This is a genomic window from Kribbella polygonati (assembly GCF_050320105.1).
Taxonomy (GTDB): Bacteria; Actinomycetota; Actinomycetes; order Propionibacteriales; family Kribbellaceae; genus Kribbella.
This window is the reverse complement of record NZ_CP190129.1, coordinates 2426201-2442199: the sequence shown is the minus strand read 5'-3', so window position 1 is coordinate 2442199 and position 15999 is coordinate 2426201. Positions and strand designations below refer to the sequence as shown.

Here is a 15999-nt window from a genome sequence, read left to right as displayed (position 1 = left end):
GGTTCCTAGAGTGAAGACATGACGAACAACACCGAGATCCGACCCTTCCGCATCGACATCCCGCAGGCCGACCTGGACGACCTGCACAGCCGGCTGACCCGGACGCGGTGGGCGAACGAACTGGACATCGACTACACCGGCGCCGTTCAGACCGGCCCGACGCCGCCGGAGTGGGAGTACGGCGTACCGCTGTCCTACGTACGGCGGCTGACCGAGCAGTGGCTCACGTCGTACGACTGGCGGGCGTGGGAGCAGCGGCTGAACGCGTACCCGCAGTTCGCGACCGAGATCGACGGGCAGACTGTGCACTTCTTCCACGTCCGCTCGGCCGACCCGGACGCGATCCCGTTGATCCTCACCCACGGCTGGCCGAACACCTCGCTCGAGTACGTCGACCTGATCGAGCCGCTGACGAACCCGCGGAACGGCGAGCAGGCGTACCACCTGGTGATCCCGAGCATCCCGGGCTTCGGCTTCTCCGGCCCGACGAAGGACCGCGGCTGGAACCGGTACCGCGTGGCGGCCGCCTGGGCCGAGCTGATGCGCCGCCTCGGCTACGAGCGGTACGGCGCCCACGGCAACGACGCGGGGTCCTACGTGGCGCCGGAGCTCGGGCGGATCGACCCGGAGCACGTGATCGGCGTCCACGTGACGCAGCTGTTCTCGTTCCCGAGCGGGGATCCGGCCGAGCTGGAGAACCTGACCGAGGAGGAGCAGGGCTACCTGAAGTTCCTGCAGTTCTTCAACGAGAACATGGGTGCGTACGCGAAGCTGCAGGAGCAGGCGCCGCAGAACCTCGCGCACGCGCTGGCCGACTCGCCGACCGGGCAGCTCGCGTGGATCGCCCAGTTGCTCAGCAGCTGCAGCGATGAGCACGTGCTGACGAACGCGACCATCTACTGGCTGACGAACACCGGTGCGTCGTCGGCGCGCTTCTACTACGAGGACAAGCACGCGGAGCACCCGAACGAGCCGACGACCGCGCCGACGGCGCTCGCGAGCTTCGCCTTCGACTTCCGCCCGCTCCGCCGGTTCGCGGAGCGGGACCACGCGAACATCGTGTCCTGGCACGAGTTCGACCGCGGCAGCCACTGGGCCACCCAGGACGCGCCGGACCTGCTGGTGCAGGACCTCCGGGGGTTCTTCGTCAGGTGAGCTTGTCGTGCACGGCCTTGATCTCGTCGAGGTTGCCGGACTCGGGCTTCCAGGGGAGGACCATCGGGTCGTCCGGGTAGCGGGGGATGACGTGCAGGTGCGTGTGGAAGACGCTCTGCCAGGCGTCGGCGCCGATGCAGCTCAGCAGGTTCGCACCGGTCGCGCCGTCGAGGCGGTCGATGACGCGACCGACCAGGGACTGGGCGAGCAGGGTGGCGGCGGTCAGGTCCTCGGGGGCCGCCTCGCGGAGGTCGGTCGAGTGCACCCGCGGGACCACCAGCAGGTGACCCGGGGTGGCCGGCGCGATGTCCATGAACGCGATCGCCCGATCCGTCTCCGCGACCCGGGTCGAGGGGATGGTTCCGGCCACGATCCCGCAGAAGATGCAGTTCTCGCTCATCCGCACAGGCTATACACTGCGCGAGCAAACCCGCCCAGGACTAGGAGCCCGATGCCGGACGATCTCCTGCGCCCGACGATCGGCGCCGGCGTGAACATGTCGGCCCGCCCCTGGCGGCTGATGTCGCAGACGTACGTCGCGTTCTTCGGCGGCGTGATCGCGTGCACTGTGGTCGCCTACCTGAACGCGGGCCGGCTCGGGGTGGACGCCGCGAAGCGCCGGCTGATCCTGCTGTCCGGGCTGGCCGGCCTGCTGGTGGTGGTCGCCGTGTTCGTGCTGCTGTACTCCGACGCCGGAGTGCTGTCGGGGCTCCGGGTCGGGATCCGGGTGGTGGCGGTGCTGTGCTGTATGGCGCAGATCCGGCTGCAGCGGCCGATGGACCGGGCGTTCCAGCTGCGCGGCGCGGAGTACCGGTCGCTGTGGGGCGTGGGGATCGCGGCGACGGTCGGTGGCGCGGTCACCGAGGCATTGATCCTCCTTCTGGTGACGGTGATCCGGTGAACGATCCGAGTGAGTCCCGCCTGCAGATGGCCGCGCACTGGCTGCGGATCGCCCGTCCTGAGCGGACGCTGGACGAGTTGCAGGGCCTGTCCGGCGACGCCGCCGTCGACTACCGCGCGTACCTGTTCCGCGGCGCCGCGCTGCACGCCCTCGAGCGGAACCAGGAGGCTGTCGACGTACTGCGGGACGGCCTGGCGCACCACGGTCCGTTCCCGGCGATGCTGCACGTGCTCGGGTCCTCGCTGCGGTCGGAGGGGCGGCTGCCCGAGGCGGAGGCGGCGTTCCTGCAGGGACTGAGCCTCGACCCGAACGACCCGGACCTCCTGATCGGGTACGCGCACGTGTGCCTCGCGGCCGGGCAGGCCGAGAAGGCGAGCGCGCTCGTCGAGCGGGCGGCGTCGCACGCGCCGGAGAGCGTCGCGGTGTCGGCGGCCCGCGCGCAGGTGGCGTTCGCGCTCGGCAAGGACCGCGACATGCACCGCCACAGCACCGAGGCGCTCGCGTACGACCCGGAAGACCCGAACGCGCGCGCCTTGCACGGTACGGCGTCGATGCTGACCGGCGACTCCCGCGCCGGGTACGACTCGCTCCGCTCGGCCGCCGCCGCGCAGCCCGGAGACGAGGACCTCCGTGCGGCCGCCCGCGAGGCGAGGCTGTTCAACCACCCGCTGATGCTGCCGCTGCGGCCGTTCGCGCGGGTGAACCCGTTGATCGTCTGGGTCGGCGCGGTCGCGGTGATCTACGGCCTCCGCGCCGTCGGCGCCGCCCCGCTGTCGTTCGCGTTCGCGATGATCTGGCTCGCGTTCTGCGTCTACTCCTGGGTCGTCCCACCACTCGTCCGCCGCTGGATCAACCGGAGATGGGGCTCCTGATGAGCAATGACCGGATCGACGCGCTCCGCAAGGCGGTGGAGGCGAACCCGGACGACGTCCTGCTCCGGCTGGTACTCGCGGAGTCGCTGAACGCCGCGGGCGCGACCGAGGAGGCGCTCGACCAGTACGTCGTACTCCTCGACCACCAGGGCCTGCCCGACGACCAGTTCGTACCGGTCGGGGAGCTGGCCGCGGCGAACGGGCGGCTCGCGCTGCTGCGGAACCTGCTCGAGGCGGCCCGCCAGCGTGGCGTCGTCGAGGGCACCGGGCGGTTGCAGCAGCTCGTCGACGGGATGATCGCCGAGCGCAGCGGCGTCCGGATCAAGGTCGGCCCCGAGGCGGAGACGGCGTACGAGCAGGAACTGGTGAAGGAGTCCACCACTTTCGACCAGGTCGGCGGGATGGACGAGATCAAGCGGATCATCCACCGGATGGTGATCCTGCCGCAGAGCCGCCCGGAGCTGTACGAGAAGTACGGGCGGAAGTCCGGCGGTGGCGTGATGCTGTACGGCCCGCCCGGCTGCGGCAAGACGCTGCTGGCGCGGGCGACCGCGGGGGAGTGCGGGCTGCCGTTCGTCAACGTCCGGATCGAGGACGTGATGGACCCGTATCTCGGCGTCTCGGAGCGGAACCTGCACGAGGCGTTCGAGCGGGCCCGGGCGAACGGGCCGTGCGTGCTGTTCCTCGACGAGCTGGACGCGCTCGCGTTCGCGCGGCACAAGCACGGTGGGTCCGAGGCGCGCCGGCTGGTCGACGTACTGCTGCAGGAACTCGACGCGATCGGCTCCGAGAACGAGGGCCTGCTGGTGCTGGCCGCGAGCAACGCGCCCTGGGACGTGGACGAGGCGATGCTCCGGCCGGGACGGTTCGACCGGGTGATCTTCGTGCCGCCGCCGGACGAGCCGGCTCGCGCCGACATCCTGGGCGTGCTCACGAAGGACGTGCCGGCCGACGGGCTCGACCTGAAGGCGCTCGCCGCGCAGACCGCGATGTTCAGCGGCGCGGACCTGCGCGCGCTGATCGAGCGCGGCGTCGACACGGTGATCGACGAGGCGCTGTCCACGGGCGGTGAGCCGCCGCTCGGCATGCGGCACCTGATCGACGCGCTCGCCGCGGTGAAGCCGTCGACGCTCGACTGGCTGCACCGCGTCCGCTCGTACATCGAGTTCGCCAACCAGAGCGAGCGCTACGACGATGTGGCGGCGTACCTCAAGTCCCGCGACGTACGCCGCCGCCTCAACAAGAGCTGATCATTTGAGCTTGGCCGACACCGACTCCGGCATGGCTTCGTAGCGGGAGAACTCGCGGCTGAACGACGCCGCGCCGTGGGACAGCGAGCGGAGGTCGATGGTGTAGCGGGTGATCTCGACCTGCGGCACCTCGGCCTTCACCAGCGTCCGGCTCTCGCCGACCTTGTCGGTGCCGAGCAGCCGCCCGCGCCGCCCGGACAGGTCGCTCATCACCGCGCCGACGAGGTCGTCCGGTACCAGTACCGAGACGAGGTCGACCGGTTCGAGCATCGCGACCCGGGTCGCGGCCGCCGCCTCCCGGAGCGCCAGCCCACCGGCCATCTGGAACGCCATGTCGGACGAGTCGACGCTGTGCGCCTTGCCGTCGGTGAGCGTGACCCGGATGTCGACCATCGGGTACCCGGCCGCGACGCCCTTCTCCATCTGCGCCCGGACGCCCTTCTCCACGCTCGGGATGAACTGCCGCGGCACCGCGCCACCGACCACCTTGTCGACGAACTCGAACCCGGTGCCCTCCGGCAGCGGCTCGACCTCGATGTCGCAGACGGCGTACTGCCCGTGGCCGCCCGACTGCTTGACGTGCCGCCCGTGCCCCTTGGCCGGACCGCCGAACGTCTCCCGCAGCGGCACCCGGAGCTCGACGGTGTCCACGGTCACGCCGTACCGGTTCGCGAGCGCGTCCAGTACGACGTCCGAGTGCGCCTCGCCCATGCACCACAGCACGATCTGGTGGGTCTCCGGGTTCTGCTCGATCCGCAGCGTCGGGTCCTCCGCGGCGAGCCGTTGCAGGCCGACGCCGAGCTTGTCCTCGTCGGTCTTGGCGTGGGCCTGGACGGCGATCGGCAGCAGCGGCTCCGGCATCGTCCACGGTTTCAGCAGCAGCGGATCCGACTTGTCGGACAGCGAGTCGCCGGTCTCCGCGCGGGTCAGCCGGCCGATCGCGCACAGGTCGCCCGCGACCACCTCGCCGGCCGGGCGCTGGATCTTGCCCAGCGGGAACGAGAGAGTGCCGATCCGCTCGTCCTCGTCGTGGTCCTCGTGCGAGTTGTGTTCACCGAAGAAGGACGTGAAATGGCCCGACACGTGAACCGTCGCGTCGGGCCTGATGGTGCCGGAGAACACTCGCACCAGGCTGACCCTCCCGACGTACGGGTCGGACGTCGTCTTCACCACCTCGGCGAGCAGCGGTCCGTCCGGGGCGCAGACCAGGCCCTTCCGGGCCACCCCGTGCGGGTTGAAGGCCTCCGGGATGGTGTGCTCGGGCGGCGACGGGAACCCGCTGGTGATCACCTCGAGCAGCTCGTAGGTACCGATCCCGGAGCCGCTGCAGACCGGGACGACCGGGAAGAAGGACCCGCGGGCGACCGCCCGTTCGAGGTCCTCGATCAGCACCTTCTGGTCGATCTCCTCGCCGCCCAGGTAGCGGTCCATCAGCGACTCGTCCTCGGACTCCTCGATGATGCCCTCGATCAGGGTGCCGCGCAGTTCCTCGATCTGGTCCGCGTACATCCGATCCGGGGTCACGATCCTGCGATTGCCCTGCGCGTATTCGTAGTACGACTGGGAGAGGAGCCCGATCAGCCCGTCACCAGCGGGCAGGTAGAGCGGCAGCACCTTGTCGCCGAACGCCGTCTGCGCGCTGGCCAGCGCGTTCTGGTAGTTCGCCCGGGCGTGGTCGAGCTTGGTGATCACCACGGCGCGCGGCATCCCGACCTCCTGGCACTCCTGCCAGACGGCACGGGTCGGCTCGTCGACGCCCTCGCTCGCCGAGACCACGAACAGCGCGCAGTCTGCGGCGCGCAGCCCGGCCCGGAGCTCGCCGACGAAGTCGGCGTACCCGGGTGTGTCGATCAGGTTCACCTTCACGCCGTCGTGGGGGAGCGACGCCAGCGAGAGCCCGACCGAGCGCTGCTGCCGGATCTCGGCGTCGTCGAAGTCGCACACAGTGGTTCCGTCGACGACGGTGCCGGGTCTGTTCAGGACTCCGGAGGCCACCAGCAGGGCCTCGACGAGGGTGGTCTTGCCGGCGCCCGACGGGCCGACCAGCACCACGTTGCGGATGGCGGCCGGGCTGTCCACAGCGGGCGCGGCCCCGGTGCCTTGGGAAGTGTTCGCCTTGTCTGCCATGACGTTCCTCCTGGTCCACCCACGATTCCCCTATCGGACACTTCGCACAAGTGCCCTCACCGGCCCGGACCCTGCGAATCGATAGGGTCCGGGGTATGCGTAGGGCACTCGGGGTCGTCATCAGCACGTTGTTCGCGGTACTGGCGGTGGCGGGTTTCGCCCTGCCCGCGAGCGCGCGCCCGGCGGAGTACGGCGACAAGGTCACGAACTTCGACATCAAGTACACAGTCACGCCGGACGGTGTCCTGAAGGTCACGGAGACGATCGACTACCAGTTCGCGTCCAGCGGCCGGCACGGCATCTTCCGGAACCTGGTGACCCGGGAGCCGTACGTCGACGACGACTCCAAGGACCAGGAATACCAGGTCTCGAACATCATCGTGTCGTCACAGACGCCGGGTGTCAGTCACAAGTTCACCGAGTCCACCTCGTCGTCGAACCACGGCCGCTACGAGACCACCCAGATCAAGATCGGCGACGCCGACCAGACGGTGCCGGGCACCGAGGCGACGTACCAGATCACCTACGACGTCAAGGGCGCGCTGCGGCACTTCGCCGACCACAGCGAGCTGTACTGGGACGCCACCGGCAACGGCTGGGAGGCCGACCTGGAGAACGTCCAGGTCACGGTCAACGTCCCGCAGGGCGTGACGAAGGTCGAGTGCTTCACCGGCTCGCACGGTTCGAAGCAGAACTGCCCGTCCAGCACGGTCGTCGGCGGTGAGGGCAAGTTCAGCGCCACCAACCTGACGAACGCCGACCAGTTGACGATCGTCGCCGGCATCGCCGCGGGCGCCGTCCAGAACGACACGCCGATCCTCGTGAAGCCGCCGAGCTGGCTGGAACGCAACGGCCTGTCGTGGCTGCAGGTGATCGGCTCCGGCATCGTCACCGTGCTCGCCCTGATCGTCGCCGCGCTGTACGCGAAACTCGGCAACAAGGACCAGCGGTACGCCGGGATGCCGCCGGGCACGTTCCCGCCGGACGGCACCAACGCCCAGCCGGTCAAGGACGACCTCCGCGAGGACCAGATCCCGGTGGCGTTCGCGCCGCCGAAGATCCCGGTCGCCGAGGGCGGCCTGCTGATCGACGCGAAGGCGACCACGGTCGAGACGGCCGCGACGCTGATCGACATGGCGGTCCGCGGCGGTGTCCGGATCGACAACGACGGCGAGACCCGGAAGGCCGTGCTGCTGAACCCGGCGGCCGCGACCGCGCCGCACGAGCAGGCGCTGATGCTGGGGCTGTTCCCGTCCCTGCAGCCCGGCGCCGAGGTGGTGCTGGAGCGCGGCGCGGTCGGCGACCACACGATGCGCAACGCCCACGACGCGATGCTCAAGGCGCTCCGCGACCAGGTCCAGGCGCGGCAGTGGTACCTGCGGATGCCGCGCGCGGGCGGCGGCTCGGTGTTCAAGAACGGCTTCGGCTGCGCGTGCATGGCGATGATCGCGATCTGGGTGTTCGGCGCCGGCATCATGGGCACGGTGGCGAGCGCTGCGACCGGCGGCGCGGGCCGGGCGATCTTCGTGGTGATCCCGGTGGTCGCGGTGGTCGTTGCCATCGGCACCTGGATCGCGATCCGTGGCCGTGGGCAACGGAACCCGGCCGGGCGGGCCGTCACCGACCAGGTGGTGGGCTTCCAGAAGTACCTCGCCACCGCGGAGGCGCAGCAGCTCCGCTTCGAGGAGGGCGAGGACATCTTCTCGAAGTACTTGCCCTGGGCCATCGCTTTCGGCCTCGCCGACCGCTGGCAGAAGGTCTGCGAACAGCTCGTCGCCGCAGGCCGCATCCCGCAGGACCCGTACTGGTACTCCGGCCCGTCGTACTACACCTCCGGCTGGACCGCGGGCGCCGTCGGTTCCACGGTCGCCCACAGCTTCGACGCCCCACCCACCCCCTCCAGCTCCGGCGGGGGCGGCGGCAGCTCCTCCGGCTTCAGCGGCGGCGGCTTCTCCGGTGGCGGTGGCGGCGGGGGCGGTGGCGGCAGCTGGTAGTCGCGACCTCTACGCTCGGTAGTGTCGCGCGCATGCGTCGTGCGCTCGGGGTCGTCGTCAGCCTGCTCGTGATCGCGATCGCCCTGGCCGGGTACGCCGTACCCGCGTCGGCGGCGATCGGCGACCGGGTGCCGTCGATGACGATCGCGTACGACGTGTCCGCGGACGGCGTGCTGCACGTGACCGAGACGATCGAGTACCACTTCGGCGACCCCGGCCGGCACGGGATCTTCCGCGACCTGGTGATCCGCGAGCCGTACGCCGGCGACCGGTCGAAGGACCAGCGGTACGACGTGTCGAACATCCGGGTGTCGTCGCCGAACGCGCCGGCCGGGTTCAGCACGTCGACGACCAGGACGAACAAGGCCCGCAACCAGGTACTGCGGATCAAGATCGGCTCGTCGAACGAGACCGTGACCGGGCGGGACGCGACGTACAAACTCAGCTACGACGTCCGCGGCGCACTGCGGCACTTCGCCGACCACAGCGAGCTGTACTGGGACGCGACCGGCAACAGCTGGGAGGCGCCGCTCGACCACGTCGTGGTCACGGTGACCGTTCCGCAGGGCGTGACGAAGGTCGCCTGCAACGAAGGCCCGTCCGGGTCCACGGCGAGCTGCAACGCGAAGGCGATCGTCGGCGGGAAGGCCACGTTCACCCAGGAGACCGACGTGGTCCGCGGCGAGGAGCTGACGATCGTCGCCGGCATCAAAGCCGGTGCCGTCGGCAACGACACGCCGATCGTGGTGGACCCGCCTGGCTTCCTCGCCCGGTACGGCGTCAGCTGGCTGGCCGCGATCGTCTCGGTCGTCCTGACCGTCCTCGCGATCGCCGCCGGCAAGCTCACCGTCCGTCGTCGCCGCGACCTGCGGTACGACGGCCTGCCGCCGGGTGCCGTCCCGCCCGCGGGGATCGCGGCCCGTACGGTGCCCGACCGGCTGCCGGAGAAGGCGATCCCGGTCGCGTTCGCGCCGCCGGAGATCAGCGCCGCGGAGGGCGGCCTGCTGGTCGACGGGAAGGTGGACACGACCGAGGTCGCGGCGACGCTCGTCGACCTGGCCGTCCGTGGCGCGATCCGGATCGAGGGCGAGGACGACGTACGGACCGCCGTACTGGTGGATGCGCGGCTCGCGACGGCGCCGCACGAGAAGGCGCTGCTGAAGGGGTTGTTCCCGAAGCAACAGCCGGGCGGGCAGGTCCGGCTGCTGCGGCCAGCGGTGGGGGACACCCGGCCGCAACGGGCCGCCGAGAGCATGGGCGACGCGCTGTGGAAGCAGGCCGCGGACCGCGAGTGGTACGCGCGGCTGCCACACCGCTCGACCGTCGTGGAGTCGTCCGGGTACGGCTGGGTCCCGCTCGGCTGCGGGGTCTTCCTGGCGGTCCTGGTCGGGCTGTTCTCACTGATCGTCTACGTGATCAAGTTCGACGCCCCGCCGTGGCTCGGGCCGGCGATCGTCGTCGCGCTGCCGGTGCTCGCCGTACTGAACGCGGTCGTCGACCTGATCCTGCAGCGCCGCGCCGGGCGCCGGAGCGCGGTCGGTCGGGCGATGACCGATCAGGTCGTCGGGTTCCGGCAGTACCTGAGTACGGCGGAGGCGGAGCAGCTGCGGTTCGAGGACGGCGAGGACATCTTCAGCAAGTACCTGCCGTGGGCGATCGTGCTCGGGCTGGCCGACCGCTGGCAGCAGGTGTGCAAGCAGCTCGTCGACGCGGGACGGCTGACCGCGACGCCTTCGTGGTACGCCGGTTCCAGCTCGTACTACGACTCCGGCTGGACCGCCGGGAGCATCTCCTCGACGGTCTCCAGCACGTTCGCCGAGCCTCCGTCGCCGTCGACCGGAGGAGGGTCGTCCTCCGGTTTCTCCTCCTCCTCGTCGAGCTCGTCCTCGTCGTCCTCGGGCGGCGGGGGCGGCGGCGGAGGAGGCGGCAGCTGGTAGGTCAGGCCGCGTGGGTCAGACCGCTTGGGTCAGACCGCTTGGGTCAGACCGCGCCGCCGGCTGCGGTCGGGGCCGTCGGGTCGGCGCCGGTGTCGCCGACCACCTCGCGGGCCAGGAAGTCCTCGAGGTGGAACAGGTTGTCGCCGGCCCGGTTCGCGACGTTGACCAGCGTCTTCATCGCGGCGACCTCCTCGACCTGCTCCTTGAGGAACCACTGCATGAACTGTTCACCGATGTAGTCGCTCTCGTCCCGCGCGGTGCGGGCGAGCGTCTCGATCTGCTTGGTGACGGTGATCTCCTGCGCGAGGGCGAGCTCGAGCGGCTCGATCGCGGTCTTGAAGTCCGACTCGACCTCGCCGACCGGTGGGATCGCCGGCCGGATGTCCTTGTCCAGCAGGTACTGGACCATCATCATCGCGTGGTTGCGCTCTTCCAGCGACTGCTTGTAGAAGTGCGCGGCCAGCCGGGGCAGATCCTGGTCGTCGTACCAGACAGCGACTGCCACGTACTGCTGCGACGCCGTGAATTCGTTCCGGATCTGGTCCTGCAGGAGCTTCTCGTACGTACTCATTCCGTCAATCTACTCTGTCGCAGCTCGATCACCTCGGAGTCGCCGCCGGGCAGCCCGATCCGCACCGTCGTCCCGTCCACGCGCACATCGATGCCCTCGGCAATGGCCTCGACGCGCAGCGCGTCCCGCGTCAGGACCACCGCGTTGACCAGCACGAGCGGCTCCCCGTGGTGCGCGGCGGTCAGGTACGGCGTCGCCGAGTGCACCCCGAACGGGTTGACGCCGACCGCGCGGCGCACACCAGCGGTCTCATACCCGTGCAACCCGACAACCGCGGCCAGCAGCCCGTCCGCGTTCCGGGCCGAGGCAACGGGGGAGGGCGCCGGCAGGCTGGTGGTTGCCTCCGGCAACTCGTCCCCGGCGACAGCGAACCCACCGGTTCGGACCACCGAACCCTCTGGTCCTTCGACGAGTGCGCAGCGGATCTCCCAGCCGTTCCACACCAGCGAGGCGACCTCGATCGCCCACGGTCCGTCGTCACCGAGCCACGCCTTGTGCCACGAGGACGCCGTACGGCCGTCCACCCCGAGCCGACGGATCCGCCCGCGTCTGCTTGTCGTACCGTCGGCCGCCACCAGTGAGATCAGGTTGTCGATCCCCGGTTCCTGGTCCGACAGATCCGGCCCCGCGTGGTTCGCGTACGCCAACCGGTTGTAGTGCGCGTCGCCCGCCGGCTCAACCCCGGCAGGCTCCGCCACCGGCGCGTGATCCGCCCCGTGGTTCACCAGTTGCACCACCTGATCGTGCCGGCTGGCGTGCACGATCCACCCCGGCTCCGGCATCGCCTTGACCTGATCGGCGTCATCCAGCGGGATCGAGTCCTCCGGATCCGACCACACCGGATGCTCCGGCGGCAGGATCAACCCGACGAACCCCTTCGAAGCCCAGTACGGCGACCCCGGCCCGGAGTACTGCTGCGTCGTCGGCAGGAACGTGTCGTACCACCCGAGCGTCAGCACGCCCCGCTCGTCCGGCACCCCGTGCTGGACGAAGTGCCGCGCGATCCCCGAGCACAGCCGCCGCGTCTCACCCGGCGTGAGCGGCGTCGAGTCGAGCAACGCCCCCATCCAGTACGGCGCCGCGGCCGCCATCCGGTACGTGAGCGAGCGGCCCTGGTACAACGGCGCGCCGTCGTTCCCCACGAAGTACAGCGCGTCCTGCAGGAACAGGTTGATCCGCTCCTTGTAGAGCTTCAGCCGGTCCTCGTACTGCGCTCCCGGCGTCGCGGCGGCCATCCGCGCCCACAGCCCCGGGTACAGGTGCATCGCCCAGCCGATGTAGTTGTCGAAGTTCTGCCCGTCGCCGTCGGAGTACCACCCGTTGCCGACGTACCAGTCCTCGATCCGGTCCAGGCCGCCGTCGATGTCCTCCTGCCGGTACGGCGCGCCGACCGAGGCGAGGAACTGCTCGCTGACGACCTGGAACAGCCGCCAGTTGTTGTCGTGGGTCACGGACCCGTTGAACCCGCCGAGCCAGTCCGCGACGTGCTGCTGCGCCTTGTCGTCGAGCCGGTCCCAGATCCACTCGCGGGTCTCGTGCAGCGACACCGCGATCGCGGCCGCCTCCACCATCTGCTGCGACCGCGGGGTGAGCCGCAGCCACGCCTCCGGGTGGTCCGGGTTCGCGCCGTTCGCGACGCCGCGCGCGTACCGCTCGATCAGCTGCTCGCAGCCCTTGCCCTGGACGCCGGCGATCCGGAACGCGGCCAGCATGAACGACCGCGCGAACCCTTCGAGCGCGTCGGACGCCGTACCGGAACGACTCGGCCGGCCGGGCAGTTCGACCAGCGACATGCCGGGGGAGAAGTACGGGACGAGCGAGTCCAGCAGGTGGTCGGCGAGTGCCTCCCAGTGCGCCCGGACCCATCCGGTCTGGCGGGAGAGTTCACGGTCGGTGTCCGGCAGGATCAGGCGAGTCACTACGCGAGCCTTCCTAGTTCGGCGGGGCTGATGGCGTGCTGGAGGGACTGTCCGGTGGTGAGGCGTTCGAGTTCGCCGACGGCGAGTTCGCCGAGCCGGGCGATCTCGTTGCCGACGGCACCGGCGACGTGCGGGGTGACGAACACGTTCGGCAGGTCGAGCAGGGGCGAGTCCGGCGGCAGCGGCTCCGGGTCGGTGACGTCGAGGATCGCGTCGATCCGCCCGGAGGCGCATTCGCGGAGCAGCGCCTCGGAGTCGATGATCTTGCCGCGCGCGGTGTTGATCAGCGAGGCGCCGTCCTTCAGCAGCCCGAGCAGGCGCCCGTCCACGAGCCCGACGGTTTCCGGGAGCAGCGGCGCGTGTACGCTGAGGATGTCGCTGCGGCGGAACAGCGTGTCGTTGTCGACCAGCTCCACGCCCAGCGCGGCGGCCTCGGCCGCGGTCAGGTACGGGTCGCTGATCAGCACGTGCAGGTCGAACGCCCGCAGCCGCTCGGCGACCATCTTCGCGATCCGGGACGCCCCGAGCAGCCCGACCGTGGTGCCGTAGTTGCCCGGCATCCCGTGCGCGTCGCCCTTGCGCCGCTCCACCCGGTACTGCGCCGCGAGCCGGAACGCCCGCTTGCCCGCCATCACGATCGCCGCCACCGTGAACTCGGCGACCGGCTGCGCGTTCGCGGTGGCCGCCGACGAGACCTGGATGCCGCGGTCGAACGCGGCCGGGTCGACGATCGCCTTCACCGAGCCCGCCGCGTGCAGGATCGCCTGCAGCTTCGGCGCCGCCTCCAGCACCTCGGGCCCGATCCGCGGGCAGCCCCACCCGGTCAGCAGTACGTCGACGTCCGGGAGTGCCGCCCGTACGGCGGGGTCGTCCAGGAAGCCCTGGGCCGGCCGGTCTCCCTGGCCGGGGCCGACCGGCAGCACGGTCGCGACGGCGTCCAGGCGCTGCCGGACGGACGGGACCAGGACGTGTGCCCGGGTGCCGTCGTTCATCGCCAGCATGACGGTCAGGGCGGGGTTCGGTTCGAGGCTCACGACGCTAACCTAGCAAGCGCTTTCCAGCGTTGTCTCGCCGAGCCCGGGTCGTGGACCGTTCCTGAATCTTTGCTGATCGCGGAATTTGTCCGCGCGGCCCCGGCGTTGGGGAGAATAGACGTGCCTGTTGGTGATGCGAAGGAGACGACGATGCTGCGACCGGACGACCTCTACGAGATCGTCGACGAGTCGGTGGCGACCGGCCCGGCGGCGACGCCGAAGGTCATGGTGCACTCGCTGGACGGATTCATGGACGCCGGCCAGGCCGGCCGGGTGACCGCCGACCACCTGCTCGAGGTGCTGGACCACCGGTTGCTGGCGCGGTTCGACGTCGACCTGCTGCACGACTACCGGGCCCGCCGGCCCGAGGTGACGTTCGCCGAGGACCGGTTCACCGACTACACCCCGCCGCACCTGTCGCTGCACCTGGTGACCGACGACGCGGGCGTCGAGTTCCTGCTGCTCGAGGGCGTCGAGCCGGACAACCACTGGGACCGGTTCGCCGGCGCTGTCCGGCAGCTCATCGAGCTCTACAACGTGACCCTGACGGTCGGCGTGCACGGCATCCCGATGGGCGTCCCGCACACCCGGCCGCTCGGCCTGACCGCGCACGCGACCCGGCCCGAGCTGGTCACCCGGTCGAACATCTGGGACGGCGAGATGCAGCTGCCCGCGAGCGCCGGCACCATGCTGCAGGTCCGCCTCGGCGAGGCCGGCAAGGACGCGATGGGCTTCGCCGTCCACGTCCCGCACTACCTGGCCGAGAACCGCTTCCCGGGCGCCGCGCTGGCGCTCGTGCACGCGATCTCCGCCGCGACGGGCCTGCTCCTCCCTAGCAAGGCCCTGCTCGACGAGGCCGCGGTCACCGGCCGCCTGGTCGACGAGCAGGTCGACGCCTCCGAGGACGCGAGCGCGGTCGTCAAGGCGCTGGAGACGCAGTACGACGCGGCCGCCGGCTCCCTGAGCCGCAAGAGCCTGCTTGCGGACTCAACTCCGTCCGCCGACGAACTGGGCGCCGAGGTCGAACAGTTCCTCGCCGAACTCAACCGCGAAGACAACGACTAACCACCACCCACCCCGCGAACAACTGCCGGGGCTCTGAACAGGAACTGGGGGCGTTGCACAGGGAATGCTCTGTGCAACGCCCCCGGATTCTGTGCACGGCCCCGGCTGCGGGCAGCGTCGAGTGACGGTTTCCACAGCGCGTACCGGGTAGTACTGCGTCTGCGCCTGTCAGGATGAGGCATGCCTGAGTCGTTGGAGGATCTGGTCGAGCTGCTCGACCTGGAGAAGATCGACGTCGACCTGTTCCGCGGCCGGCAGCCGCAGACGTCGATGCAGCGGGTGTTCGGCGGGCAGGTGCTCGGTCAGGCGCTGGCCGCCGCGAGCCGGACGGTCGACGCGGAGCGGCTCGTGCACTCGCTGCACGGCTACTTCCTGCGCGCCGGTGACACGTCCGTACCGATCGTGTACCGCGCGGAGCCGACCCGTGACGGCGGCTCGTTCAGCAGCCGGCGGGTGGTGGCGTCCCAGCACGGCAAGCCGATCTTCTACATGTCCGCGTCGTTCCAGCGCCCGGAGCCCGGCCTCGACCACCAGGACCCGATGCCGGACGACGTCGTACCGCCCGAAGAGGCGCCCCGGCTCGCCACGGTCCTGGAGGCGCAGAGCGGCCGCCCCGCCGCGGACTGGGACCGCGAATGGGCGTCCCTGGACGTACGGCTCGCCGGCGTGACCGGCCGCCAGTTCTGGATCCGCGCGGCGGGGAAGCTGCCCGACGAGCCGGCGCTGCACGCCTGCGTCCTCGCCTATGCGAGCGACCTGACGCTGCTCGGCGCCAGTCTGCTCCCGCACGGCATCGTGATCGGCGACCGCCGCATCCAGCCCGCGTCACTCGACCACGCGCTCTGGTTCCACCGCCCGTTCCGCGCGGACGAGTGGCTGCTGTACGACCAGGCCTCGCCGTCCGCGTCCGGTGCGCGCGGGTTCGCAACCGGCCGCCTTTACACCGTCGACGGCCGCCTGATCGCGTCCGTCGCCCAGGAGGGGCTGATTCGCCCGGTCGGGCTGGATTCGGATCTGCTAACTTAGGACCATGTCGCAGCGCGCTGTAGTCACGACGACGCCGGAGTACGTCCCGGCGCGCTGACACCTGACTGTCGACCGAAGCCCCGGGGCGAGTGCCCCGGGGCTTCGTCGTTCCCCGGTGGTCCCTCGCCCCCCATCTCGACGAGGAGAC

The 15999-nt window shown here is 70.5% G+C and carries 13 protein-coding genes; 8 read left to right on the top strand and 5 right to left on the bottom strand.

Features of this window, described 5'->3' with window-relative positions; translation table 11 throughout:
* Positions 1–18 precede the first annotated feature (18 nt).
* Positions 19–1155: an epoxide hydrolase family protein gene (locus ACQHIV_RS11595; RefSeq protein ID WP_427893546.1), complete on the top strand. Its 1137-nt coding sequence runs from the start codon at positions 19–21 to the stop codon at positions 1153–1155.
* On the opposite strand, the gene ACQHIV_RS11590 is transcribed toward ACQHIV_RS11595, so the two are convergent.
* Complete coding sequence (locus ACQHIV_RS11590) at positions 1148–1555, bottom strand: HIT family protein (RefSeq protein WP_427893544.1); 408 nt, start codon at positions 1553–1555, stop codon at positions 1148–1150. The genes ACQHIV_RS11595 and ACQHIV_RS11590 overlap by 8 nt on opposite strands.
* Positions 1556–1606: 51 nt before the next feature.
* Between ACQHIV_RS11590 and ACQHIV_RS11585 the strand changes: the two genes are divergently transcribed.
* Genes ACQHIV_RS11585 through ACQHIV_RS11575 form a run of 3 tightly spaced genes read left to right on the top strand, consistent with a single transcriptional unit; the run spans position 1607 to position 4178 of the window.
* Positions 1607–2056, top strand: coding sequence for a hypothetical protein (locus ACQHIV_RS11585; RefSeq protein ID WP_427893542.1), 450 nt, complete (start codon positions 1607–1609; stop codon positions 2054–2056).
* Positions 2053–2928: a tetratricopeptide repeat protein gene (locus ACQHIV_RS11580; protein ID WP_427893540.1), complete on the top strand. Its 876-nt coding sequence runs from the start codon at positions 2053–2055 to the stop codon at positions 2926–2928. The genes ACQHIV_RS11585 and ACQHIV_RS11580 overlap by 4 nt, the downstream gene beginning before the upstream one ends.
* Positions 2928–4178: a tetratricopeptide repeat protein gene (locus ACQHIV_RS11575; RefSeq protein ID WP_427893539.1), complete on the top strand. Its 1251-nt coding sequence runs from the start codon at positions 2928–2930 to the stop codon at positions 4176–4178. Before ACQHIV_RS11580 ends, ACQHIV_RS11575 begins: the two co-directional genes overlap by 1 nt.
* Here the strand turns inward: ACQHIV_RS11575 and ACQHIV_RS11570 are convergent, their stop codons facing one another.
* On the bottom strand, positions 4179–6305 hold the full coding sequence (locus ACQHIV_RS11570; protein WP_427893537.1) for an elongation factor G-like protein EF-G2: 2127 nt from the start codon (positions 6303–6305) through the stop codon (positions 4179–4181).
* Between the two features lie 95 nt (positions 6306–6400).
* On the opposite strand from ACQHIV_RS11570, the gene ACQHIV_RS11565 reads away from it, so the two are divergent.
* A complete protein-coding gene (locus ACQHIV_RS11565; protein WP_427893535.1) occupies positions 6401–8299 on the top strand; it encodes a DUF2207 domain-containing protein in 1899 nt (632 codons plus the stop codon).
* Positions 8300–8331: 32 nt separating this feature from the next.
* Positions 8332–10236: a DUF2207 domain-containing protein gene (locus ACQHIV_RS11560; RefSeq protein WP_427893533.1), complete on the top strand. Its 1905-nt coding sequence runs from the start codon at positions 8332–8334 to the stop codon at positions 10234–10236.
* A gap of 43 nt (positions 10237–10279) precedes the next feature.
* On the opposite strand, the gene ACQHIV_RS11555 is transcribed toward ACQHIV_RS11560, so the two are convergent.
* From ACQHIV_RS11555 to ACQHIV_RS11545, 3 genes are read right to left on the bottom strand one after another with little or no spacing between them, the layout of a single operon-like run.
* A complete protein-coding gene (locus ACQHIV_RS11555) occupies positions 10280–10807 on the bottom strand; it encodes a ferritin (protein WP_427893531.1) in 528 nt (175 codons plus the stop codon).
* Entirely contained in the window at positions 10804–12726 is a 1923-nt protein-coding gene (locus ACQHIV_RS11550; RefSeq protein WP_427893529.1) for a DUF2264 domain-containing protein, read from the bottom strand. Before ACQHIV_RS11550 ends, ACQHIV_RS11555 begins: the two co-directional genes overlap by 4 nt.
* The gene (locus ACQHIV_RS11545) at positions 12726–13760 is read right to left on the bottom strand and encodes a hydroxyacid dehydrogenase (RefSeq protein ID WP_427893527.1); all 1035 of its coding nucleotides are present in this window, start codon (positions 13758–13760) and stop codon (positions 12726–12728) included. The genes ACQHIV_RS11550 and ACQHIV_RS11545 overlap by 1 nt, the downstream gene beginning before the upstream one ends.
* 150 nt (positions 13761–13910) lie before the next feature.
* On the opposite strand from ACQHIV_RS11545, the gene ACQHIV_RS11540 reads away from it, so the two are divergent.
* Positions 13911–14825: a proteasome assembly chaperone family protein gene (locus tag ACQHIV_RS11540; protein ID WP_427893525.1), complete on the top strand. Its 915-nt coding sequence runs from the start codon at positions 13911–13913 to the stop codon at positions 14823–14825.
* A 180-nt stretch (positions 14826–15005) separates the two neighbouring features.
* Entirely contained in the window at positions 15006–15851 is an 846-nt protein-coding gene (locus ACQHIV_RS11535; RefSeq protein ID WP_380200752.1) for an acyl-CoA thioesterase, read from the top strand.
* Positions 15852–15999: the final 148 nt, after the last annotated feature.